Genomic DNA, 22,188 nt, shown 5'->3' on the forward strand with positions numbered 1-22,188 from the left:
ACAGGCGACGCCTTCATGATTCCGACGCCCGTGTCGCCGACTGAAGTCAGCTCCTACAGAAGAGCGGCGGCGCAGCTGTTGTAGGAGCCGGGTTCAGCCGGCGACCCGACGCCGTCGGCCCAGGCGTCGTCCTCCGCTGTTCGACGTCCGCACGACGGGCTCCTGCGGGAGCCAAGCGGCCTTTCGTGGCCTGATGCTTCTATCCCCGGCCTTGGGAAGAGCCAAAAGAAGAGGCCCGGGATCACCGGGCCTCTTGGAGAACGCGACGAACGGGAAGATCAGGCACGCCGCGCCATCATCAGCTTCTTGATCTCGGCGATCGCCAGGGCCGGGTTCAGGCCCTTCGGGCAGGTCCGCGCGCAATTCATGATGGTGTGGCAGCGGTACAGCTTGAACGGGTCTTCCAGGTCGTCCAGGCGCGCGCCGGTGTCCTCGTCGCGCGAGTCGATGATCCAGCGGTAGGCCTGCAGCAGGATCGCCGGGCCCAGGTAGCGCTCGCCGTTCCACCAGTAGCTCGGGCAGCTGGTCGAGCAGCACGCGCACAGGATGCACTCGTACAGGCCGTCGAGCTTCTTGCGGTCCTCCGGCGACTGCAGCCGCTCGCGGTCCGGCGGCGCCGGGGTCTGGGTGCGGATCCACGGCTTGATCGAGGCGTACTGCGCGTAGAAGTGGGTCAGGTCCGGGACCAGGTCCTTGACCACGTTCATGTGCGGCAGCGGGTAGATCGGCACCTCGGCCTTGCCGCAGTCGGCGATCGCCTTGGTGCAGGCCAGCGTGTTGGTGCCGTCGATGTTCATCGCGCACGAACCGCAGATGCCCTCGCGGCACGAGCGGCGGAAGGTCAGGGTCGGGTCGATCTCGTTCTTGATCTTGATCAGCGCGTCCAGGACCATCGGCCCGCACGCGGCCAGGTCGACCTCGTAGGTGTCGGTGCTCGGGTTGGCGCCGTCGTCCGGGTTCCAGCGGTAGACCTTGAACACCCGCGGGTTCTTCGCTCCCTTGGCCGGGAAGTGCTTGCCCTTGGTGATGCGGGAATTCTTCGGGAGGGTGAACTCTGCCATGGCTGATCTCGTTGGCTCAGGCGGCCCGCGGGGCGAGCGTGGCGCGCGCGGTGCGCGCGTCGTTGAAGTAGGCGGTCGGTCGCTGCATCACGGCCTCAGTACACGCGCGGCTTCGGCGGCACCACGGCCACGTCGTCGCTGAGCGTGTACATGTGCACCGGGCGATAGTCGAAGCTGCAGCCGCCGCTCCCGTCGACCGACACCAGCGTGTGCTTCTGCCAGTTGACGTCGTCGCGCTCGGGGTAGTCCTCGTGCGCATGGGCGCCGCGGCTCTCGTGGCGCTGCTCGGCCGAGTTGATCGTGGCCACCGCGTTGAGCAGCAGGTTGTGCAGTTCGTAGGTCTCGATCAGGTCCGAATTCCAGACCAGCGAGCGGTCGGAAACCTTCACGTCCTCGAAGCTGGCGAAGATGTCGGCCATCTTGTCGCAGCCTTCCTTCAGCGTCTTGCTGGTGCGGAACACCGCCGCGTCGGACTGCATGGTGCGCTGCATGCGGTCGCGGATCACCGCGGTCGGGGTGTCGCCATTGGCATTGCGCAGCTTGTCCAGGTGCGACAGCGCCTTGTCGCAGGCGTCGGACGCCAGCGGCTTGTGCGAGGCGCCCTTCTTGATCGTGTCGGCGCAGCGGTTGGCCACCGCGCGGCCGAACACGACCAGGTCCAGCAGCGAATTGGAGCCCAGGCGGTTGGCGCCGTGCACCGAGACGCAGGCCGCTTCGCCGATCGCGTACAGGCCCGGCACCACCGCGTCGGGGTTGTCGCCGACCTTGCGCACGACTTCGCCGTGGTAGTTGGTCGGGATGCCGCCCATGTTGTAGTGCACGGTCGGCAGCACCGGGATCGGCTGCTTGGTCACGTCCACGCCGGCGAAGATGTGCGCGCTTTCCGCAATACCCGGCAGCTTCTCGTTGATCACCTCCGGACCCAGGTGGGTCAGGTCGAGCAGGATGTGGTCCTTGTGCTCGCCCACGCCGCGGCCTTCGCGGATCTCGATGGTCATCGAGCGGCTGACCACGTCGCGCGAGGCCAGGTCCTTGTAGTGCGGGGCGTAGCGCTCCATGAAGCGCTCGCCGCTGGCGTTGCGCAGGATGCCGCCTTCGCCGCGCACGCCCTCGGTGATCAGGCAGCCGGCGCCGTAGATGCCGGTCGGGTGGAACTGGACGAACTCCATGTCCTGCATCGGCAGGCCGGCGCGCATCACCAGGCCGCCGCCGTCGCCGGTGCAGGTATGGGCCGAGGTGGCGCTGAAGTAGGCGCGGCCGTAGCCGCCGGTGGCCAGGACCACGCCGTGGGCGCGGAACAGGTGCAGCGAGCCCTCGGCCATGTCCAGCGCCAGCACGCCGCGGCAGGCGCCTTCCTCGTCGAAGATCAGGTCGAGCGCGAAGTACTCGATCATGAAGCGCGCGTCATGCGCCAGCGACTGCTGGTACAGCGTGTGCAGCATGGCGTGGCCGGTGCGGTCGGCCGCCGCGCAGGTGCGCTGCGCCGGCGGGCCCTCGCCGTAGCGGGTGGTCATGCCGCCGAACGGGCGCTGGTAGATCTTGCCTTCCTCGGTGCGCGAGAACGGCACGCCGTAGTGCTCCAGCTCGATGATCGCCGGGATCGCCTCGCGGCACATGTACTCGATCGCGTCCTGGTCGCCCAGCCAGTCCGAGCCCTTGATGGTGTCGAAGAAGTGGTAGCGCCAGTCGTCCTCGCCCATGTTGCCCAGCGCGGCGGAGATACCGCCCTGCGCGGCCACGGTGTGCGAGCGGGTCGGGAAGACCTTGGTCAGGCACACCGTCTGCAGGCCCTTCTGGGCCAGGCCGAAGGTGGCGCGCAGGCCGGCGCCGCCGGCGCCGACGACGACCATGTCGTACTTGTGTTCGGTGATCTTGTAGGCGGACATCGGGTCTCTATTTCCTTTGCGCGGCGGTCAGCCGGCCAGCGCGATGCGGGCCACGGCGAAGATGCTGACGATCGCGCCCAGCACCGCGATGAACTTCACGCCGGTCTGCAGGATCAGCGCCAGCAGCGAATGGTGGATGTAGTCCTCGAGCACGACCTGCAGGCCCAGCTGCGCATGCCAGAACATGGCGGCCAGGAAGCCGACCAGCAACACCGCGTTCCACGGCTTGGACACCGCGTCGGTGGCGGTCAGGTAGTCGCTGCCGACCAGGCTCAGGACGAACCAGACGAACCACAGGCCGAGGATGGCCAGCGCGGTGGCGGTCAGGCGCTGGTGGATGAAGTGCTCGGTGCCAGTCTTGGCCGAGCCCAGGCCGCGCACGTTCTTCAGCGGGGTGCGGTAACGGCTCATGCGGCACCTCCATTCAGCGCGCAGACCCAGATGACGGCGGTGATGACCAGGCTGCCGGCCACCGACAGCCAGCTGCTGCGGACGAAGGCCGGGATGCTGTGGCCGATGGCGAAGTCCTGCACGATGTGGCGGATGCCGTTGCACAGGTGGTAGGCGAAGGCCCAGCTCCAGCCGAACAGGAACAGCTGGCCATACCAGGCGCCGGCCACGCCGGTGAAGCAGCTCCATGCGGACGGGCCGAGCATCAGCGACAGCAGGCCTGCGGCGATGACCAGGGCGCCGGCGGCCAGGACGACGCCGGTGGCGCGGTGCAGGATCGAGGTCACCATCTGGATCTGCCAGCGGTACACCTGCAGATGCGGTGACAGGGGGCGTTCGCGACTGCTCATTCGCTGGTTTGTCTCGGCTGTGCGGCCTGCGGGCCGCGTGGCTGATGGCGCGGCGTCAGAAATCGACGCAGCGTCCGTTCTTTTCCCAGTCCCCGTAGCGGGTGGGCTCCAGACCCTCGCGCCCGCCGATTTCGCGCGGCAACGCCGGAATGGCGGCGTCGGCGGGCGGCTGTGTTCCACGCTCCTGCGCGTCGGCAGGCTCGGGAACCGCGGGGCTTTGACCTATCATGGGACTCCTTGCAACGCACAAAATTTTAAGCCCCGGTTAACGTGCCTGACAACCAGCCTTTCGTATCCCCCCTGATTCCACAGGGATTTCCGGTGGATTCCTTCGCGTTGGACGGCCATTCCGTGCTCGCGCTGGATGGCCCCGACGCGGTCGCCTTCGCCCAGGCGCAGTTCGCCAACGACGTGGCGGCGCTGGCGGCGGGACAGTGGCAGTGGAGCGCGCTGCTGACGCCGAAGGGCCGCGTCATCGCCGTGTTCGCGCTGTTGCGCACCGGCGAGGCTTCGCTGCGGCTGCTGCTGCCGGACTTCGACGCGGCGGAACTGGGCGAGGCGCTGCGCCGCTTCGTGTTCCGGCGCAAGGTCGTGATCGCGCCGCGGCCGGACCTGCATGTCGCCGGCGCGTTCGCTGCGCCGGCGCAGGCCCTTGGCGCCGACCTGGCCGGCAGCGAGGACACCGCGCTGGAACTGGACTACGGCGCCGCGGGCCTGCCCCGCCGCCTGCGCATCTCCCCTGCCCCGGCGGTGTCCGACGCCGCGGCCAGCGAGGCCTGGACCGTCGCCGACCTGCGCCTGGGCCTGCCGCGCCTGCCGGCGTCGCAGCGCGAACAGTGGACGCCGCAGCAGCTGGCGCTGGACCGGCTGGCCGCCTTCAGCGTGAAGAAGGGCTGCTACCCGGGCCAGGAGATCGTGGCCCGTACCCATTTCCTGGGCAAGGCCAAGCGCGAGACGCTGCTGCTGCGGGTGCCCGATACGGTCGAAGCGGGCGACGAAGTGTTCCAGTCCGGGCGGGCCATCGGCAGCGTGGTCGGCACGGCCGGCGTCGTGCCGCGGATCGCCCTGGCGGTGCTGCCGCTGGAACGCGAGGCGGCCCCGCTGCTGGCCGGGGGCCAGGAGGCGGTGGTGGAACCTTTCGTGGAAGGCCTGGCGCGCTGACGCCAGCGCCTTTCGTGGGCGCCGGGTTCGGCCGGCGCGGCGGCAGTGCGGGCGCAGGCGACGACCTCGTGTTTCCGACGCCCGTGTCGCCGACTGAAGTCAGCTCCTACAAGTAAGAGCGCGAACAGGAGGGCGACACGACGTTGCCCTTTGTAGGAGCCGGGTTCAGCCGGCGACACGACGCCGTTGTCACAGGCGACGCCCCCGCAATCCGGTCGCCCGTGTCGCCAGCAAGCTGGGCTCCTGCAAGCGCCGTTCAGCGCTACAAGGCTGGCTCAGGCCGCCAGCCGCACTCCGTCGCTGGGATCGAAGAAGTGCAGGTGCGCCGGGTCGGCGCGCAGGCGCAACTGGGCACCCGGCTCCGGCAGCTTCTGCGGCGGCAGCCGCGAGACCAGCGGCCGGCCGCCGAAATCCAGGTGCAGGAACGCCTCGCTGCCGACCGGCTCGACCACGTCCACCCGCGCCTGCAGGCCCTCGCCGGCCGGCAGCAGGTGCTCCGGGCGCACACCCAGCGCCACCCGCCGGCCCAGCCAGGCGTCCGGCACGTCGGCCCCGGGCAGCGGCACGTCGCCCTGCCCGTCCAGTACCAGGCGCAGGCCGTCGGCGGCCTGCAACTCGCCCTCGAGCACGTTCATCGCCGGGCTGCCGAGGAAACCGGCCACGAACAGGTTGGCCGGGCGCTCGTACAGCGCCATCGGCGTGTCGATCTGCTGGATGCGGCCGGCGTCGAGCACCACGATGCGCTGGCCCAGGGTCATCGCCTCGACCTGGTCGTGGGTGACGTAGACCATGGTCGCGCCCAGCCGCTGGTGCAGCCGGGCGATCTCGGTGCGGGTCGAATGGCGCAGCTTGGCGTCCAGGTTGGACAGCGGCTCGTCGAGCAGGAACACCGCCGGCTCGCGCACCAGCGCCCGGCCCAGGGCCACGCGCTGGCGCTGGCCGCCGGACATCTCGCGCGGGCGCTTGCCGAGCATGCCTTCCAGGCCGAGCATCGCCGCCGCCTCGGCCACCCGCCGCTCGACATCGGCGCGCGGCATGCCGCGCAGCTTCAGGCCGAAGGCCAGGTTCTCGGCCACGGTCATGTGCGGGTACAGCGCATAGCTCTGGAAGACCATGGCGATGTCGCGGTCCTTCGGCGCCACGTCGTTGACCACGCGACCGCCGATGCGCAGGGTGCCGGCGCTGATCTCCTCCAGTCCGGCGATCATCCGCAGCAGGGTCGACTTGCCGCAGCCGGACGGCCCGACCAGCACCATCAGTTCGCCCTCGGCGACCTCGAAGCTGGCGCCGTGCACGGCGACCTGGCCGTTGCGGTAGACCTTGCGAACCTCTTCCAGCTGCACGCCCGCCATCGGCCTCTCCGGGAATACGTATGCGTTGCCGGCGCGCACATCCGGCCACGGGCAGCGCTCCGGCACCGCGATCATGTCACGGCGCAGCCGCCGGCGGCGACCGCCCCGCGCCGCCGGAGCCGCGGCGCCAGTGTCGGCAAACCCTGCGCGACAAAGGAGTTCCACGCATGCTGTCCACGCCGTGTCCTCCGCTGCGCATGCAGGAGACATGCCGCGGACCGTGCGCCGCAGAATGGAGCAGACCGTTTCCGCGGACACGGTCTGACCACTGGACAAGTGGCGGCGTGGACGGCGATATTTCGACAGTTTGAACGCACCCGTACGGTAACCTTCACCTCCGTACCGCCGCACCCGTCCACCCCACGGACACGACCCTCGAGAAGCCACGGACCCGATGCCACACGCCACGGAAGCCCACCGGATGCATGACACCCTGCTGCTGTTCGGCGCCACCGGCGACCTGGCGCAGCGCTACCTGTTCCCCTCGCTGCTGCGCCTGCAGGGCGACGGCCTGCTGCCGGAGGACTTCCGCGTGCGCGCGCTGGCGCTGTCGCCGCACGACACCGACAAGTTCCGCGCGATCCTGCGCGAGCGCTTCGCCCACCTGAGCCACTACACGCCCACCGACGAGCAGATCGAGCAGTTCCTGGCCCGGGTCGATTACCGCTCGGTCGACATGCGCACCCCCGAATCGGTGGCCGAGGCGGTGCGCGACCTGGTCGACCGCCCCTGCGTGAGCTACCTGTCGATCCCGCCGGGCCTGTACATCAGCACCTGCGAGGGGCTGGCCCTGGGCGGCGCGTTCAAGGCGCCCAACCGGCTGATGCTGGAGAAGCCGATCGGCCACGACCTGGGCTCGGCGCGCGAGATCAACGCCACCATCGGCGGCCTGATCGACGAGGACCGGATCTTCCGCATCGACCACTACCTGGGCAAGGCGGCGGTGCAGAACCTGCTGGCCCTGCGCTTCGGCAACACCCTGCTGGAGGCGGTGTGGAACCGCAACTACATCGACTCGGTCAACATCCTGGTCTCCGAGACCGAGGGCGTGGACGGCCGCAACGCCTACTACGCCCGTTCCGGCGCGCTGCGCGACATGGTCCAGAGCCACATCCTGCAGCTGCTGTGCCTGGTGGCGATGGAGCCGCCGGCCTCGCTGGGCGCCGACCGCATCCGCGACGAGAAGGTCAAGGTGCTGCGCGCGATGCGTCCGTTCAGTGCCACCGAGGCCGAGCGCCACAGCGTGCGCGGCCGCTACATCGCCGGCCTGATCGACGGTGCGCCGGTGCAGGCTTACGCGCCGCCGGATGACAGCGATGTCGAAACCTTCGTCGGCGTCACCGCGCACATCGACAACTGGCGCTGGGCCGGGGTGCCGTTCCATCTGGTCACCGGCAAGCGCATGGCCGAACGCTCGACCGTGGTCACGGTGACGCTCAAGCCGGTCACCCACTGGCTGTTCGAGCGCCCCGACGGCGCCCACGCCGCGCCCAACCGCCTGACCTTCCGCCTGCAGCCGCAGGAGGACATCGAGCTGGGCCTGATGAGCAGCCTGGCCGGCCCGGAATGGGGCACCCTGGAGCTGCAGCCGCTGGAACTGGAGCTGTCCTCGGAAACCGGCCGCAACCGCCGCATCGCCTACGAGCGCCTGTTCCTGGACGCGCTGCACGGCAGCCACGCCCTGTTCGTGCGAAACGACGAGGTCGAGGCGGCCTGGGCTTGGATCGACAGCGTGGTCGCCGGCTGGAAGAGCGGCGACGTGCCGCTGGAGTACTACCCGGCCGGCACCTGGGGCCCGCGGGAGGCGGCCGGCTACCTGCCCGCGCAGTTCGATGCGGTCGGCCGCCCGGCTGGGCGCAGGGCCTGAGCATGTCCGTTTCGCTGCTGATCGCCGACATCGGCGGGACCAACGCCCGCTTCGCCCTGGCCGACCCGCACGCGGCGGTGCCGCTGGTGGAAGACAGCGTGCGCGAGTTCGCGGTGGCCGACTTCCCGTCGCTGGCCGACGCCGCCCGCCACTACCTGGAGCAGGCCGGCGCGCAGGCCAGCCGCGGCGTGTTCGCGGTGGCCGGCCGGGTCGACGGCGACGAGGCGCGGATCACCAACCATCCCTGGGTCATCTCGCGCAGCCGCACCTGCGAGATGCTCGGCTTCGACCAGGTCCACCTGCTCAACGACTTCGCCGCGCAAGGCATGGCGATCAGCCTGTACCGGCCCGAGGACGTGGTCGCCATCGGCGGCGCGGCCTGGACCCCGGCGCCGGTGGAGCAGCCACGTACCTATGCCGTGCTCGGCCCGGGCACCGGCCTGGGCGTGGGCGGGCTGATCATCCGTGACGGCCGCTGCTACCCGCTGGAGACCGAAGGCGGCCACGTCAGCTTCCCGCCGGGCACGCCGGAGGAGATCCGCATCCTGGACATCCTCTCGGCGCAGTTCGGCCGGGTCTCCAACGAGCGCCTGATCTGCGGGCCTGGCCTGGTCAACATCCACCGCGCCCTGTGCGAGATCGCCGGGGTCGACCCGGGCCTGCTCGAGCCCAAGGACATCACCGCCCGCGCCGCCGCCGGCGATCCGCTGGGCATGCGCGCGGTCGACGTGTTCTGCGCGGTGTTCGGCGCCATCGCCGGCGACCTGGTGCTGACCCTGGGCGCCTGGGACGGCGTGTTCCTCACCGGCGGGCTGGTGCCGAAGATGCTCGACTCGCTGCGCCATTCCGGGTTCCGCCAGCGCTTCGAGTACAAGGGCCGCTTCTCGCCGACCATGGCGCGGGTGCCGTCGCTGGCGGTGGTGCACCCGCGCGCGGGCCTGCTCGGCGCCGCCGCCTACGCGGTCGACCTGCTGCGCCGGGAGGCCCGGTGAAGAGCAAGCCGATGAAGCGCGACTCGCGCATCGAGTGGTTCGAGCACCCTGATCCGGAATCCTGGATCCACGCGATCGTCGAGGACATGGAGCGCATGCTGGCGGTCGAACTGGCCATCCGCGGCCGCGCGCGCATGCTGCTGTCCGGCGGCACCACCCCGGCACCGGCCTACGCGCAGTTGGCGGTGGCGCCGCTGGACTGGTCCAAGATCACCGTCGGCCTGGTCGACGAACGCTGGCTGTCGCCCCAGGACAGCGCCAGCAACGCGCGCCTGGTCCGCGAGAGCCTGCTGGACCGCGCCGAGGTCGGCCACTTCGAGCCGCTGGTGCGCGAGGGCCTGACCCTGGCCGAGTCGGTCCATGCCGCCAACCTGGAGGCCGAACACGCGCAGGAAGCCTGCGTGGCGGTGCTGGGCATGGGCAACGACGGCCATACCGCCTCGCTGTTCCCCGGCGCGGTCGACCTGGACCGCGCGCTGGCCAGCAAGCTGCCCTACGCCGCCCTGGACGCCACCGGCTGCCCGGTCTCCGGCGACTGGCCGCTGCGCATCACCCTCACCCCCGCCGGCCTGGCGCGCACCCGCCACCGGCTGCTGCTGCTGCGCGGCGAGGCCAAGCGCGAGGTGTTCCTGCGCGCGCTCGACGGCGACGACGTGCGCGAACTGCCGATCCGGGCCGCGATCGGGATCGGGATCGAGCCGATGCGGGTGCATTGGTGCTTGTAGTGCGATAGTTCGGTGCGCGTCCCTCCATTTGATGCGAGTCCCTCGCAAAAGCCCGCACATCCATGTGCGGGGATTCAAATTAAGACCCCGGCGTTGATTGATTTCGCAGGGCATTCCCCACCGTTTTCCAAGGCAATACGCCTCATAGCCCCCCGCCAATGAGCCTGCATCCGAAGATCGAAGAAGTCACCGAGCGCATCCGCCGGCGCAGCGCGCCCTCGCGCGCCGCCTACCTGGCCGGGATCGAGCAGGCCGTGCGCAACGGCCCCAACCGCCAGCCGCTGAGCTGCGCCAACCTGGCGCACGTGTTTGCCGCCTGCGGCGACACCGACAAGGCGCGCCTGCGCGGCGAGGCCACGCCCAACCTGGGCATCATCACCGCCTACAACGACATGCTCTCGGCGCACCAGCCGTACGAGCACTATCCCGAGCGCATTCGCGCCCTCGCCCGCAGCCTCGGCGCCACCGCGCAGGTCGCCGGCGGCGTGCCGGCGATGTGCGACGGCGTCACCCAGGGCCGCGGCGGCATGGAACTGTCGCTGTTCTCGCGCGACGTGATCGCCCAGGGCGCCGCGGTGGGCCTGAGCCACGACGCCTTCGATGCGGCGCTGTACCTGGGCATCTGCGACAAGATCGTGCCGGGCCTGCTGATCGGCGCGCTGGCCTTCGGCCACCTGCCGGCGCTGTTCGTGCCGGCCGGGCCGATGCCGGCGGGCATCCCGAACAAGAAGAAGGCCGAGGTGCGCGAGCGCTACGCCGCCGGTGAGGCCACCCGCGAGGAACTGCTGGAGGTCGAGGCGCAGTCCTACCACGCGCCGGGCACCTGCACCTTCTACGGCACCGCCAACTCCAACCAGGTGCTGCTGGAGGCGATGGGCGTGCAGCTGCCGGGCAGCTCGTTCATCAACCCGGACACGCCACTGCGCGCCGCGCTGGACGACGAGGCCGTGCGCCGGGTGCTGCGGATGACCGCGCTGGGCGACGACTACCGGCCGCTGGGCCGGCTGATCGACGAGCGCGCGATCGTCAACGCGGTGGTGGCGCTGATGGCCACCGGCGGTTCGACCAACCACACCATCCACTGGATCGCGGTGGCACGCGCGGCCGGCGTCGTGCTGACCTGGGACGACATGGACCAGATCTCGCAGGTGGTACCGCTGCTGGCGCGCGTGTACCCGAACGGCGAGGCCGACGTGAACCGCTTCCAGGCCGCCGGCGGCGTGCCGTTCGTGTTCCGCGAGCTGCTCGACGCGGGGATGATGCATGACCTGGCCACGGTGGTGCCGGAGGGCATGCGCGCGTTCACCCGCGAGCCGCGGCTGGACGACGGCGTCCTGTCCTCGGTGCCGGCGGCGGCGGTATCGGCCGACGAATCGGTGGTGCGCACGGTCGCCGCGCCGTTCGAGGCGCAGGGTGGCCTGCGCCTGCTGCGCGGGAACATCGGCCGCGGCCTGATCAAGCTGTCAGCGGTCAAGCCCGAGCACCGCTACGTCGAGGCGCAGGCGGTGGTGGTCGATGCGCCGCAGAAACTCAACAAGCTGCACGCCGCCGGCGTGCTGCCGCGGGATTTCGTCGCGGTGGTGACCTACCAGGGACCGCGCGCCAACGGCATGCCCGAGCTGCATTCGCTGGCGCCGCTGCTGGGCATGCTGCAGAACCAGGGCCGCAAGGTGGCGCTGGTCACCGACGGCCGCCTGTCCGGCGCGTCGGGCAAGATCCCGGCGGCGATCCACTTCACCCCGGAAGCGGCGCGCGGCGGGGCGATCGGCAAGGTCCGCGATGGCGACCTGGTGCGGCTGGACAGCGAGGCCGGCACGCTGGAGGTACTGGTCGACGCAGCCGAGTTCAACGCGCGCGAGGTCGCGGCCAACACCAGCCCCGACGCGCACGACCTGGGCCGCAACCTGTTCGCCTTCAGCCGCGCGATGGTAGGCCCGGCCGACCAGGGCGCGCTATCGATCTCCTGCGGCCCGCCGGCGCACGACGGCGCCGCCTGGGACTACGACGCCGAGTACGAACTCGGCTGCGACGCCGACGCGGCGCTGGCACCGCACGAGGCCAAGGACGCCTGAGGCGCCGGCAACCGGCGGCGGTCCTCCCCAGGTCACCACGTGGTCGTTTGCCCGGCCGCGTGGCCGCTTCCTTGTAGGAGCTGACTTCAGTCGGCGACACGACGCCGCAGGCACAGGCGACGCCCCCATGATTCCGGTATCCGCGCGGGCGTTTTCATGGGGCCCCGTCCAGCCGGCGACGCTGCACCGTCGGCACAGGCGACTCCCTCGTGTTCCCGACGCCCGTGTCGCCGACTGAAGTCGGCTCCTACAGAAGGCAGGAGCCGGCGCCTTCGAGATCGCCGGCCCACGGGATGGATACGACGGCAACCGACCGTTCGCCACAAGGCACACGGGTTAGAATCCCGTGCTGCACGCATACCTCCACGGAGCACTCCACCCCCATGAGCATCGCCGACACCCAGGCCCAGGCCGAACAGCTGCTGCGCAAGTCCGGCATCCTGCCGGTGGTCACCGCCGACAGCGTCGACGAGGCGCGCAAGCTGTCGGCCGCGCTGCTGCGGGGCGGGCTGACTGCGATCGAGCTGACCCTGCGCACGCCGGCCGCGCTCGATGCGCTGGTCGCGCTGAAGAAGGAACTACCGGGGATCGCGGTCGGCATGGGCACCGTGCTGACCGTCGAGCAGATGCAAAAGTGCATCGAACTGGGGGCCGACTTCCTGGTCACGCCCGGCACGCCGCCGGAACTGGCCGACGCGCTGGCGCGGGCGCGGATCCCGGCGGTGCCCGGCGGCGCCACGCCGACCGAGTTCCTGTCGCTGATGGCGCGCGGCTTCCGCGTGTGCAAGCTGTTCCCCGCCACCGCCGTCGGCGGCCTGACCATGCTCAAGGGCCTGGCCGGTCCGCTGGCGGAACTGAAGATATGCCCCACCGGCGGCATCACCGAGGAGACCGCCGCCGAATACCTGTCGCAGCCGAACGTGGTCTGCATCGGCGGTTCGTGGATGGTGCCCAAGCCGTGGCTCAAGGCCGGCGAGTGGGACAAGGTCGAGGCCAGCGCTGCCAAGGCCGCGGCGATCGTCGCCGGCGTGCGCGCGCGCTGATCCTTTAGCGCAACCGCGCGCAGCGCGGGTGCCCCGCTTCTCCCTGCAGGCGTCGCGACGGCGAGGCCCACTCCGTTCTAGGAGCGCTCGGCGAAAGCCACCACCAGCCGCTCCTTCCGCCACTGCCAGGCCTGCAGCAAATACCAGCCCGCCAGCAGCAGGCCCAACTGCCATTCCAGCGCGTTCTCGAGCCGGTCCTGGCGCTGCCGGTCCTGCAGCAGCGCGTCGGCGAGCACGTTGGTCACGCCCAGCAGCAGCATCGCGACGCAGACCGCGGCCATCGCCCGCCACTGCCGGCCCGCCGCGGCTGCAGGCTCACTCCTGCGCCAGCGGCGCAGGAACAGCAGCTGGGCCAGGAAGCCGCAACCGAAGAACAGGGTGATGCCGTAGCGACGCAGGAACGCGTAGGCGGCGCCGTCGGTACCCAGGAACGTCGCATAGACGCCCAACGCCAGCGCGGCGGCCAGGCCGAATCCGGCCAGCAGCGCCGCGGGCGTACCGCGCGCGGAGATCCAGCGCGACGCCAGCCACCAGTGGATGGCCAGCAGCAGCGCGCAGGGCAGCATCAGCAGGCGGAACAGGTGGTTGCCCAGGCCGTGGCGGGCGGCGCGGCTGATCGAGGTGCAGCCGTCCCAGTAGGGATTGCAGGCCTCGATGTAGCCCGCGCGCAAGGACAGCCACCAGGCCAGGTGCGCGGCCACCAGCATGATCAGTGCGATCGCCAGCGGGATGGCCCACAACGGGATGGTGGTGCGCGGCATGGACGGTCTCCGTTCGCCTGCGGGCATTGTAGGAGCCGGGTTCAGCCGGCGACACGGGCGTTGGAAGAATGAGGAAGTCGCCTGTGCCAAGGTGGCGTGTCGCCGGCTGAACCCGGCTCCTACAGGAAACCATCGGATCGGCTGCGTCCATCGCGCTCGGCGACGCGGTCGCCGGTCCGGGTGCCCAGGCGCATCACGGCGCGGGCACGGCGATCCGTACCTGCGCCCCGGGCCGGACGACCCGCAACTCGCCGTCGCGCCACTGCGCCGGCGCCCCGTCGATGGTCACCGCGCCCGGCTCGCCGGCATACGGCCACGGCAGCACCAGCCCGCCCGGCGGCAGGCCGGCATCGGCGGCCACGTCCAGGCGCAGTTCGCCATCGATACGCTGCAGTGAATAGCCGAGCCGTCCGTGCGGCGTGTACAGGCCCTCGACCGCGATGCCCTCCCCTTCCAGCCAGTCCACCGGCACCCCGGCGGCAAGCACCAGGCTGTCGTCGCGCTCGCGCACGTAGGCGAACATGTCCAGCGCCGAGCGCAGGAAGTCCGAGGCCACCCAGGCATGCGGCAGGTCGCCGACGAAGAACGGCGTGCGCGGCGTGCGCGAGACGACTTCGGCCCACTGGTTCCAGTCCTGCGGCGCGCGGTCCCTGAAGAAATACTCGGTCGCCTCCCAGGCGCGCTCGCGCCAGCCCAGGCGCACGAACGCGGCCACGTTGCGCCACTCGTAGGGGGTGTAGTCCTTCCATTCGCGCTGGCCGTCGCGACGCTGCACGAACTCGCGCCAGTAGCGCTCGAAGGTGTTCTCCAGCAGGTCGCGCGGCAGCCAGTCCTGCTCGCCGCCCGGCGCCAGCGCGATGGTGGTGGAAGTGGGGTCGAAGTCGCCCAGCTCGGCCGCGCCCGGCAGGTAGTCGATGCCGTGGCGGCGGGTGGCCGCGCGCAGCGAGGCGGCCAGGTCGGCGCGGAACTGGTCGCGCGCGGCGGCCATGCGCCGGGCGTCGGCGTCGCGGCCCAGCGCCTGCGCGATCTCCACCGCGTCCTTGTAGCCGCGCAGCGCCCAGAAGTTGTCCCAGTACGAGTGCATCGGCTTGGCCGAATAGCCCTCGTGGCTGATCGAGGCCGGCATCATCCCGTAGAAGGCCGGATCCAGCCTGCGGTTGGCCGCGGTGCGCTCGCTGGCGCGCAGCTGCTCCATGTACCCGAACGCGCCGGCCACGTGCGGCCACATCTTCTCCAGGAACGCGCGGTCGCCGGTGTAGCGCCAGTACTCGGCGATGTTGAAGATCAGTTCGCCGTGGCTGTCGTTCTCCGGCACCGGGTCGCTGCCGCGGTCGTCGACGCAGCACGGCACTTTGCCGTTGTCGAACTGGAATGGCGCGTACCACTCCAGGTACTCGCGCACGACCTCCGGCCGGCCCAGCCGCAGCAGGCCCTCGGAGATCATCGCCCCGTCGCGGATCCAGCTGCGCGAGTACGAGCGCGTGCCCGGCTGCAGGCGCGGGCCGACCCGCGAGACCAGCATGTGGCCCAGCGCGGTGCGTACCGTATCGGAGAACTCCTGTGCCTGCGGCGGCAGGCGCAACCGGACCTGGCCGAGCAGCTCCTGCCATTGCGCCTCGGCGCGCTGCGTCGCGGCCTGCGGATCGAAGCCTGCCGGCAGTCGCGCCGGTCCGCTCAGCGGCGCCACCAGCGCGACTTCGCGGGTCTGGCCCGGTGCCAGCCGCCAGCGGTAGAGCAGCATGCCGGAGGCCAGTCCGGTCGGATCGGCGACCGCGGTCGCGGCCGGGATGTCTCCGGCGGCCAGCCGCATCACTTCCAGGCCGGCGTCGAACGGGGTGGCGAACGCGGCATCCGGCGCGCCGGTCGCGAATACGCGCGGCCGTCCGTCCACCTCGACGGTGCCTTCGGCGATCGCCAGGCGCTCGATCCGGCTGACGCCGCCGATGGTGTTGAGGAACTGGCTGGGCGGATTGACCTGGAACGGCCGGATAGCCAGCGCCAGCGTGACCTCGCGCGTCCGCTCGCCCGGATTGGTCACGCGGTAGCGCGCGACCAGCTGCGAGTCCTCCGGCGTGCCCTGGGCGAAGGCCAGCACGTCGAGCAGCGGCGTGTCGTCATCGGCCCGGGTCCAGGTCACGTTGGGCATGGGAATGCCGCCGCTGCGCAGGCCCTGTCCGGTCTGCACGTCGGCCCAGGTGAGCAGCGTCCCGTCCTCCACCAGGAACGGTTCGATGCTGAAGCCGCCGCGCGCGACCTCCACTGCGCCGTCTTCGCCAATCAGCCCCTGCTCGAGGCCGCCGTCGATGCCGACGATGGTCCAGTACGGCTGCTCGCCGGTGAACCCGCGCGGCAGCCAGCCGCGCGGCAGGTCGGCGGCCACCGCCTTGACGAAGTCGTTGGGATGGGTGGAGAACGCCAGCGGCTGCACCTGCGCCTCGGCCAGCGCGTAGCGCGCGCCTTCCAGCGCCAGCGCGATGCGGCGCGATTCGGCCTCCGGCAGCGCGATCCAGTCGGTGTCGCCGCGGCCCGCCTCGACCTCGCGTACTACGCGCCAACCGCCCTGCCCGTCCTCCAGTTCCACGGCATAGCGCGCCGGCCGCTGCCCGGCCGCGGCCCAGTGCAGGCGCAAGCCGCCGAATTCGCGGACCTGCCCGAGGTCCAGTACCAGCCGCTGCGCGCCGCCAGTGCGCCAGGCGGTCGCCAGGTCGCCGTCGATGGCCAGTGCGGCGGTGGCCGGCGAGGCGGTCGCCTCGGCCGCGACCGCGCGCGGCGGCGTCGCCGGATCGGGCGGCAGCGGCTCGAACGTCAGCTGGTCGAAGCACACCGAGCCGGCGCCGCCGGCGTTGTTGTAGACGGTGAACTCGACTTTCGCGCTGCGGCGCAGGGTCCTGTCCGGATCCGGGCCCCAGGCCTTGTCGATGTGGCGGGTGCGGTAGCTCACCTCGGTCCAGCCGACGGGAAAATCGTAGCGGGGCCGGTTCACCCACCACACGTTGTCGCCGCTGGCGTCGACCAGCTTGAACTGCAGGTCGTTGGCCGGCGAGTCGCCGCGCAACCGGAAGCCGAAGCGGTAGTTCTCCGGATACTCCAGCGGCAGCTCGCGCTGGATCCCGGCGTAGCCGGACACGCCGTTGAAGTCGTAGTCCAGGCACAGCGCCCTGCCCTCGACGCCCTCCACCTGGCGCAGGCTGCCGCTGACCTGGTTGGAGACCACCACGCCCCAGGGAGATGCGTCTTCGAAGTCGTCCAGCACCTGCGTTTGGGCGCTTGCCGTCTCCGCAGCGACGAGGCCAAGAGCAAGAGCCAAACCAGCGTGGCGTAGGGCGAGGCATGGTCTCCCTTGGCGAAACCGACGGCGCCATGGATGGCGCCGTCGAGCCTCCATGGATGGATCTACGGCGCGTTTCGCCAAGGGAGACCATGTCTCGCCTGCAAGCGTCCGCGGCGACCTGACGGGAAAAGCAACAACACTGCGATCTATGTGCCCATCGGCAAATCCACTGAGGACTCCCAGGTCGCGTGACTGGATGGGCTTGAGCGACCCCCTGCTTTTTCTACCCGCATCCAGCCAGGACCGGAGGGCCGGTGCGGTGCCCCGGGCCGGGACCGTCGGCGGCATGGATGCCGCCGTCGAGCCTCCAGGGATGGATTCACGGCGTGTCCCGGCCCGGGGCACCGCACCGGCCCCGCGACCATGCCGGCAAGCCAATGCTTTCAGCCAACCGCCCAGCAATCCATCTGAGAACATCGAACCCACCTCATCCTTTCACGCTGCCCAGCAACAGTCCCTGGATGTAGTAGCGCTGCAGCAGCAGGAACAGCGCCAGCACCGGGATCACCGTGACCACCGCGCCGGCCATCATCATCTCCACGTCCTGGATGTGCTCGCGCGAGAGCGAGGCCATCGCCACCGGCAGGGTGTAGTTCGCCTGGTCGGTCAGCACGATCAGCGGCCACATGAAGTCGTTCCAGGCGGCCATGAAGGTGAAGATCGCCAGCGTCACTAGCACCGGCTTGAGCATCGGCAGCACGATGGTGAAGAAGATCCGCCACTCGCCCGCCCCGTCGATCCGCGCCGCCTCCAGCAGCTCGTCCGGGATCGAGCGCGCGTACTGGCGCACCAGGAAGATGCCGAACACCCCGGCCAGCGCCGGCACCACCACCCCGGCGTAGGTGTTGACCAGGCCCAGCTGCTTCATCAGCAGGAACAGCGGCAGCATCGCCACCTGCGCCGGGACCACCAGCGCGGCCAGCAGCAGCTGGAACACCCGCTCGCGGCCGGCGAAGCGCAGCTTGGCGAAGGCGTAGCCGGCCAGGGTGTTGAACAGCAGCGCGCCCAGGGTGATGGCCACCGACACCAGCACGCTGTTGGCGAAGTTGCGGGCCATGCCGGTGCGGCCGAACATCTCGTGGTAGTTGTCGAACGTGACCGACGACGGCAGCAGCGGCGGCGGGAAGCGGCTGGCCTCGCCGGCCGGCATGAACGACACCGACAGCATCCACAGCAGCGGCGCCAGGCTGACCGCGGCCAGCGCCAGCAGCGCGCCGTTGACCAGCAGCGCATGTGCGCGCGACTGCCCGACCTCGCGACTCATGCGCCTGCCCGCCGGTGCTTCATACCAGCCCCTTCCTGCGCCCGAGGCGCAGCATCAGCGTGGTCACGCCCAGGATGATCAGGAACAGCAGGAACGCCACTGCCGAGGCGCGGCCCAGGTTCCACCACTTGAAGCCCTCCTCGAACATGAAGTACAGCACGCTGACCGTGCTCTGCAGCGGGTCGCCGCGGGTCATCACGTAGGGCTCGGCGAACAGCTGGAAGTAGCCGGACACGGTGATCACACCGACCACCAGCAGCACCGGCCCCAGCTGCGGCAGGGTGATGTGCAGGAACTGGCGCCAGCGCGAGGCGCCGTCGATGCGCGCGGCCTCGTACAGGTCCTGCGGGATCGCCTGCAGGCCGGCCAGGAAGATCACCATGTTGTAGCCGAAGTTCTTCCACACCGCGAACAGGATGATGGTCGGCATCGCCCAGCGCGGGTCGCCCAGCCAGTCCACCGGCGAGATGCCGACGTGGCCCAGCGCCCAGTTCACCAGGCCGTAGCTGGTGTGGAACAGGTAGCGCCAGATCACCGCCACCGCCACCAGGGTGGTCACCACCGGCGCGAACAGCGCGGTACGGAACAGCGCCCTGGCCCGCGCCACCGGTGCGTTGAGCAGCAGCGCCGCGCCCAGCGACACCGCGATCGACAGTGGCACCCCGACCACCACGAAGTAGGTGGTGTTCCACAGCGCCTTCCAGAACATCGGCGTGCGCAGCAGCTCGATGTAGTTGTCCAGCGCGATGAAGCGCAGGTTGTCGCGGTCGGCCAGCGCGTACAGGTCGAAGTCGGTCAGGCTCAGCGCCAGCGCTGCCAGCACCGGCAGGCCGAAGAACACGCCGAGCACCAGCAACGCCGGCGCGGCGAACATCCAGCCGGCGAGCGAACGGCTCATGGCGTCGCCTCGACGGCCGCGGCGTCCGGATGTTCGCGTTCGTACATCCAGCGCCGCTTCTCCAGGATCGCGTCGACCCGCCGGTCCAGTTCGCGCAGGGCCTGGTCCTGCGGCTCGCCGCCGCGGACCACGCGCTCGGTGGCGATGCGCATCTCCTGCACGATCCGCTCCCATTCCAGCACCTTCGGGGTCGGCTCGACCCGCTCGAGCTGGTCGCGGAAGGCGTGCGACAGCTCGTCCTGCGCCAGCGCCGGATGCTCCCAGGTGCTGCGCCTCGGCGGCAGGTTGCCGATCATGGCGTGGAAACGCTGCTGGATGTCGGGCCGCGACAGGAACTCGATCAGCTTCCATGCCTCCGGCTGGCGCGGCGAGTCGCGGAACAGCACCAGGCTGGTGCCGCCGGCGATGCCCGCGCCCGGGCCGTCGGGACCGGGCAGCGGCATGGTGCCCCACTGCCCTTCCAGCGCCGGCGGCTGGCGCCGGCGGAACTCGCGGACGTTCCACGGTCCGGACAGGTAGAACGCGTAGTAGCCGTTGAAGAACTCGTCCCAGACGTTGGAGATCTGGGTCTCGGACATCTTCGGCGCCCAGCCCTGCTCGAACATGTTGGCGTAGAAGGCCAGCGCGCGGCGGAAGCCCGGGCTCCGGAAGTTGCCGCGGTTGTCGTGGTCGCGCAGCAGCGGGTCATCCTGCTGCAGCGCGAACGACAGCTGCTGCTCGAACTCGTTGAGCGGCATCAGCACCGCGTAGCGGTCCGGGCCGACATGGCGCTTGACCGCGGCCATCGCCTGCTCCCACTCGGCCCAGGTCCGCGGCGGCCGCTCCACGCCGGCCTCGCGCAGGATGTCCTTGCGGTAGAACAGCAGGCGCGTGTCCACGTACCACGGGATGCCGAGCAGTTCCCCGTCGATCACCGCCGTGTCCCAGATGCCGGGGAAGAAATCCTCCGGGTCGACCACTTCGGAGGCGTCGACGAACGGCTGCAGCGGCTCCAGCACGCCCAGCGCGGCGAACTCCGGCAGCCAGGTGTTGCCGAGCTGGCACACGTCCGGCAGCGCCTCGGCGGCGAAGGCGGTCAGCAGCTTCTCGTGCGCGGCGGTCCAGGGGACCTGCTGGATCTCCACGCGGATGCCGGTCTCGCGCTCGAACTCGGGGACCAGTTCGGCGACCACTTCGGCCTCGCGGCCCATCGCCCAGAAGCGCACCGGCTCGGGCGCGTCGCGGCCGCAGGCGGCCAGGACGAGCACCAGGATCGGGAGCACGCACGCGGCCGCCGCGCGCGCCGCGCCGCGCCAGTGGGCCGGGGCGCTCACGGTGGCGGCTGCGCGCGGTTGCTGGGAGGCTGCTCCTGCTGCTTCTGCGCCTCGGCCGCCGCCGCGCGCGACTCGGCCACGCCCAGCGCGCGTGCCGACGCGGCGCCGGGATCGGACTGCGGCGCCTCGGGCGTCTCGTCCTCCGGGGTGAGCCAGCCACCGCGGAAACCGGCCCGTTCCAGCCCGGTGCGGATGTACGGGCTCTTCTTCATCACCGTCCACACGAACTCGTTGCGGTAGTTGGCGATCATCGCCAGGATCGGCCCCTGGTCGATGCCGATGTAGTCGCTGGCCACCCAGCCCTTGCCCGGCACCAGCCGCCCGGTCTTGAGCGGGATGTCGAAGTCGAAGCTGGGGTTGAACGAGTCGAGGAAACCGTAGCTGGAGTACAGGAAGTCGCCGTAGCGGCGGTGCATCTCCTCGGTGGCCGGGATCACCACCTCGGGCGCGAACACGATCGAGGAGATCGCCGCGGTCGGGACGATGGTGCCGTCGTCGAAGTTCTCGCGCAGGCCGGCCCCGCGCGAGGAATAGTGGCGGAACTCGCGCTCCTCGCCGCGGTAGATCTGGCGGGTGTTCTGCGGCCCGTCGCCGGCGGTCAGGCCCCACACGTTCTCGCCGTAGTCCTTCCACTTCATCGGATTGGCGATGGCGTATTCGCGCTGGGCCAGCGCGGCGCGGCGGCTGTTGAGGAAGTAGTCGATCCCGCGCCCGCGCATGTAGGCGTCCTGGATGTCGCGGTAGTCGATCCAGACGTGGCTGTACTGGTGGCCGAACAGCGGGCCGAAGGACAGGTACTCCTGTCCGTAGTAGACCCCCCAGTCGTGGTCGTAGGTGCGGGTCCACACCGTCCAGGCGTCCTCGCTGACCGGATGGGTCGGCGAGCCCAGCGCCAGCACGTACAGCAGCATCGCCTCGTTGTAGCCCATCCAGTCATGGACGATGAAGCCGCTTTCCGGGAACCAGCCCATCGACACCAGCGGCTCGCGCTGCTGCAGCCAGGTCCAGTCGACCTTGCGGTACAGCTGGTCGGCCAGCCGGCGGATCTCCTGCTCGCGCGGGTCGTCGCCGTCGAAGTAGGCCTGGGCGAACAGCACGCCCATCATCATCAGCGCGGTGTCCACGCTCGACAGTTCCACCCAGCTGTCGTAGCGATGGCCGTGCTGCATGTCGAGGAAGTGGTAGTAGAAGCCCTTGTAGGCGCCTTTTCCGGTGCGCTGCGGCCCCTCCGGGATGTCGCGCAGGAAGCGCAGCGTGGTCAGGGTGCGGTCCACCGCCTGGGTGCGGCTGACCCAGCCGTTCTCGATGCCGATCGGATAGGCGGTCAACGCGTAGCCGATCGAGGCGATGCTGGCGAACGGGCGCGACGGGTAGCGGTCCGGGGTCAGGCCGTTCTGCTCGTTGGTGGTGTCCCAGAAGAACTGGAAGGTGCGCTTCTCGATGTCGCGGAACAGCGGCGGCAGCTCCGGCCGCGGTGGCCGCTCGGGCAGGACCGCTTCGATCAGGATCACGTCGGGCTTGGGCGGCGGCGGCAGTTGCGGCGGCGGCTGGTCGCGTCCGCACGCCGCCGCCAGCCATGCCGCGATGGCCATCGTCGCCCCGATTCGCAGATGCCGCCAGTTCACTCTGACCCCCATCTCACGCAACCCGCCCTGTCTTGCC

Annotated in this window: 18 protein-coding genes; 6 read left to right on the forward strand and 12 right to left on the reverse strand. The window is 70.4% G+C overall.

Annotation, left to right across the window (positions count from 1 at the left end):
• Positions 1-278: 278 nt before the first annotated feature.
• From WQ53_RS00835 to WQ53_RS16125, 5 genes are all read right to left on the reverse strand, one after another.
• The gene (locus tag WQ53_RS00835) at positions 279-1,061 is read right to left on the reverse strand and encodes a succinate dehydrogenase iron-sulfur subunit (protein WP_052629571.1); all 783 of its coding nucleotides are present in this window, start codon (positions 1,059-1,061) and stop codon (positions 279-281) included.
• A gap of 95 nt (positions 1,062-1,156) precedes the next feature.
• Positions 1,157-2,947: a succinate dehydrogenase flavoprotein subunit gene (gene sdhA, locus WQ53_RS00840; RefSeq protein ID WP_052629572.1), complete on the reverse strand. Its 1,791-nt coding sequence runs from the start codon at positions 2,945-2,947 to the stop codon at positions 1,157-1,159.
• A gap of 27 nt (positions 2,948-2,974) precedes the next feature.
• Positions 2,975-3,358: a succinate dehydrogenase, hydrophobic membrane anchor protein gene (gene sdhD, locus WQ53_RS00845; protein ID WP_052629573.1), complete on the reverse strand. Its 384-nt coding sequence runs from the start codon at positions 3,356-3,358 to the stop codon at positions 2,975-2,977.
• Complete coding sequence (gene sdhC / locus WQ53_RS00850) at positions 3,355-3,747, reverse strand: succinate dehydrogenase, cytochrome b556 subunit (RefSeq protein ID WP_052629574.1); 393 nt, start codon at positions 3,745-3,747, stop codon at positions 3,355-3,357. The genes sdhD and sdhC overlap by 4 nt, the downstream gene beginning before the upstream one ends.
• 55 nt (positions 3,748-3,802) lie before the next feature.
• The gene (locus WQ53_RS16125; protein ID WP_082112781.1) at positions 3,803-3,976 is read right to left on the reverse strand and encodes a DUF1674 domain-containing protein; all 174 of its coding nucleotides are present in this window, start codon (positions 3,974-3,976) and stop codon (positions 3,803-3,805) included.
• Between the two features lie 41 nt (positions 3,977-4,017).
• Between WQ53_RS16125 and WQ53_RS00855 the strand changes: the two genes are divergently transcribed.
• A complete protein-coding gene (locus WQ53_RS00855) occupies positions 4,018-4,908 on the forward strand; it encodes a YgfZ/GcvT domain-containing protein (protein ID WP_052629575.1) in 891 nt (296 codons plus the stop codon).
• A 275-nt stretch (positions 4,909-5,183) separates the two neighbouring features.
• Here WQ53_RS00855 and WQ53_RS00860 read toward each other — a convergent pair whose 3' ends face one another.
• On the reverse strand, positions 5,184-6,260 hold the full coding sequence (locus tag WQ53_RS00860) for an ABC transporter ATP-binding protein (RefSeq protein ID WP_052633814.1): 1,077 nt from the start codon (positions 6,258-6,260) through the stop codon (positions 5,184-5,186).
• 421 nt (positions 6,261-6,681) lie between these two features.
• Here WQ53_RS00860 and zwf point away from each other — a divergent pair, with 421 nt between their 5' ends.
• The 5 genes from zwf to eda all read left to right on the forward strand — a co-directional run bounded on the left by zwf (position 6,682) and on the right by eda (position 12,959).
• Positions 6,682-8,127, forward strand: a complete 1,446-nt coding sequence (gene zwf / locus WQ53_RS00865) for a glucose-6-phosphate dehydrogenase (protein WP_052629576.1) — start codon at positions 6,682-6,684, stop codon at positions 8,125-8,127.
• Positions 8,128-8,129: 2 nt separating this feature from the next.
• Positions 8,130-9,119, forward strand: a complete 990-nt coding sequence (gene glk / locus WQ53_RS00870; protein ID WP_052629577.1) for a glucokinase — start codon at positions 8,130-8,132, stop codon at positions 9,117-9,119.
• 11 nt (positions 9,120-9,130) lie between these two features.
• The gene (pgl, locus tag WQ53_RS00875) at positions 9,131-9,844 is read left to right on the forward strand and encodes a 6-phosphogluconolactonase (RefSeq protein WP_052633816.1); all 714 of its coding nucleotides are present in this window, start codon (positions 9,131-9,133) and stop codon (positions 9,842-9,844) included.
• 158 nt (positions 9,845-10,002) lie between these two features.
• Positions 10,003-11,916, forward strand: coding sequence for a phosphogluconate dehydratase (gene edd / locus WQ53_RS00880; RefSeq protein WP_052629578.1), 1,914 nt, complete (start codon positions 10,003-10,005; stop codon positions 11,914-11,916).
• A 383-nt stretch (positions 11,917-12,299) separates the two neighbouring features.
• On the forward strand, positions 12,300-12,959 hold the full coding sequence (gene eda, locus WQ53_RS00885) for a bifunctional 4-hydroxy-2-oxoglutarate aldolase/2-dehydro-3-deoxy-phosphogluconate aldolase (protein ID WP_052629579.1): 660 nt from the start codon (positions 12,300-12,302) through the stop codon (positions 12,957-12,959).
• A gap of 77 nt (positions 12,960-13,036) precedes the next feature.
• Here eda and WQ53_RS00890 read toward each other — a convergent pair whose 3' ends face one another.
• The 6 genes from WQ53_RS00890 to WQ53_RS00915 form a co-directional block, all read right to left on the reverse strand.
• Positions 13,037-13,720 carry a hypothetical protein gene (locus WQ53_RS00890; RefSeq protein ID WP_052629580.1) on the reverse strand — a complete coding sequence of 228 codons (684 nt, stop codon included), beginning with the start codon at positions 13,718-13,720 and terminating at the stop codon, positions 13,037-13,039.
• 193 nt (positions 13,721-13,913) lie between these two features.
• Positions 13,914-17,027: a discoidin domain-containing protein gene (locus WQ53_RS00895; protein ID WP_052629581.1), complete on the reverse strand. Its 3,114-nt coding sequence runs from the start codon at positions 17,025-17,027 to the stop codon at positions 13,914-13,916.
• A 451-nt stretch (positions 17,028-17,478) separates the two neighbouring features.
• Positions 17,479-18,315: a carbohydrate ABC transporter permease gene (locus WQ53_RS00900; protein WP_052629582.1), complete on the reverse strand. Its 837-nt coding sequence runs from the start codon at positions 18,313-18,315 to the stop codon at positions 17,479-17,481.
• 19 nt (positions 18,316-18,334) lie between these two features.
• Positions 18,335-19,213, reverse strand: a complete 879-nt coding sequence (locus tag WQ53_RS00905; protein ID WP_052629583.1) for a carbohydrate ABC transporter permease — start codon at positions 19,211-19,213, stop codon at positions 18,335-18,337.
• Positions 19,210-20,475 (reverse strand): sugar ABC transporter substrate-binding protein, encoded by a 1,266-nt coding sequence (locus WQ53_RS00910; protein WP_052633818.1) that lies wholly within the window; start codon positions 20,473-20,475, stop codon positions 19,210-19,212. The genes WQ53_RS00905 and WQ53_RS00910 overlap by 4 nt, the downstream gene beginning before the upstream one ends.
• Positions 20,476-20,522: 47 nt before the next feature.
• Positions 20,523-22,151 (reverse strand): glucoamylase family protein, encoded by a 1,629-nt coding sequence (locus WQ53_RS00915; protein WP_428992255.1) that lies wholly within the window; start codon positions 22,149-22,151, stop codon positions 20,523-20,525.
• Positions 22,152-22,188: the final 37 nt, after the last annotated feature.

The organism is Pseudoxanthomonas suwonensis, assembly GCF_000972865.1.
GTDB lineage: Bacteria > Pseudomonadota > Gammaproteobacteria > Xanthomonadales > Xanthomonadaceae > Pseudoxanthomonas > Pseudoxanthomonas suwonensis_B.